The 886-nt window shown below is 54.9% G+C and carries 1 protein-coding gene; it reads left to right on the top strand.

Translation table 11 applies throughout. The annotated features are described in order from the left end of the window. Nucleotides 1-309: 309 nt before the first annotated feature. A partial coding sequence (locus AC1DXX_RS33360; protein ID WP_478138478.1) for an SIR2 family NAD-dependent protein deacylase occupies nucleotides 310-886 on the top strand: 577 nt, incomplete at its 3' end.

Here is an 886-nt window from a genome sequence, read left to right as displayed (position 1 = left end):
CTCCAGTGCACATCAAACGCAGTCATTCTCGACAGACCGCCTACTGGCTGCCTATTGAGGCCCACCAAGGCATCGACAGCATGAGAGTTCGGCATACTGGCGCGACGAGGGCGTTTCCACACAGCCTCGGCCAGGAGCGGACTTTGAGAATGGTGAGCCAGGCGCAGTTGCGCTGGTGATGGTGAAGCAGACTGATGCCCGCACGAGATGCAGGAGCGTACTCAGACTACGGCGTGCTGCTGATGTCAAAATCAGGTTGGGACATGGAACCCGCCTTCGTAGACATTCATTCACTTCCAGCGATTTTCCATGACACTCGAACCAAACCTGCGCGAACTGGTCGAGTCGGCGGCCAGACTGATTTCTCAAGCTGATGCGATCATCATTGCAGCAGGGGCTGGTATGGGCGTTGATTCCGGCCTTCCGGACTTTCGCGGAGTCAATGGATTCTGGAAGGCATACCCAGCACTGGCGCTTGCAAAAAAGTCCTTTCAGGACATCGCCTCGCCCGAGGCATTCCAGGACGATCCTGCTACCGCATGGGGGTTCTATGGGCATCGGCTCAAGCTGTATCGTGAAACCCCACCACACCCAGGATTTGGATTGCTCAAGACTTGGGGTGGTAAGTTGGACCGAGGGTGCCATGTTTTCACAAGCAACATTGATGGCCACTTTCAAGCGGCTGGTTTTTCTGTCAATTCCATATACGAATGCCACGGCTCCATTCATCACCTGCAATGCACCAAGCCTTGCGGGTCACACGTGTGGAGAGCAACATTGATGGCCACTTTCAAGCGGCTGGTTTTTCTGTCAATTCCATATACGAATGCCACGGCTCCATTCATCACCTGCAATGCACCAAGCCTTGCGGGTCACACGTGTGGAG

The sequence above is a fragment of the Variovorax sp. P4_B10 genome, from assembly GCF_056402375.1.
The sequence above is the reverse complement of the archived record's forward strand: the minus strand, read 5'-3'. Positions and strand labels throughout refer to the sequence as shown.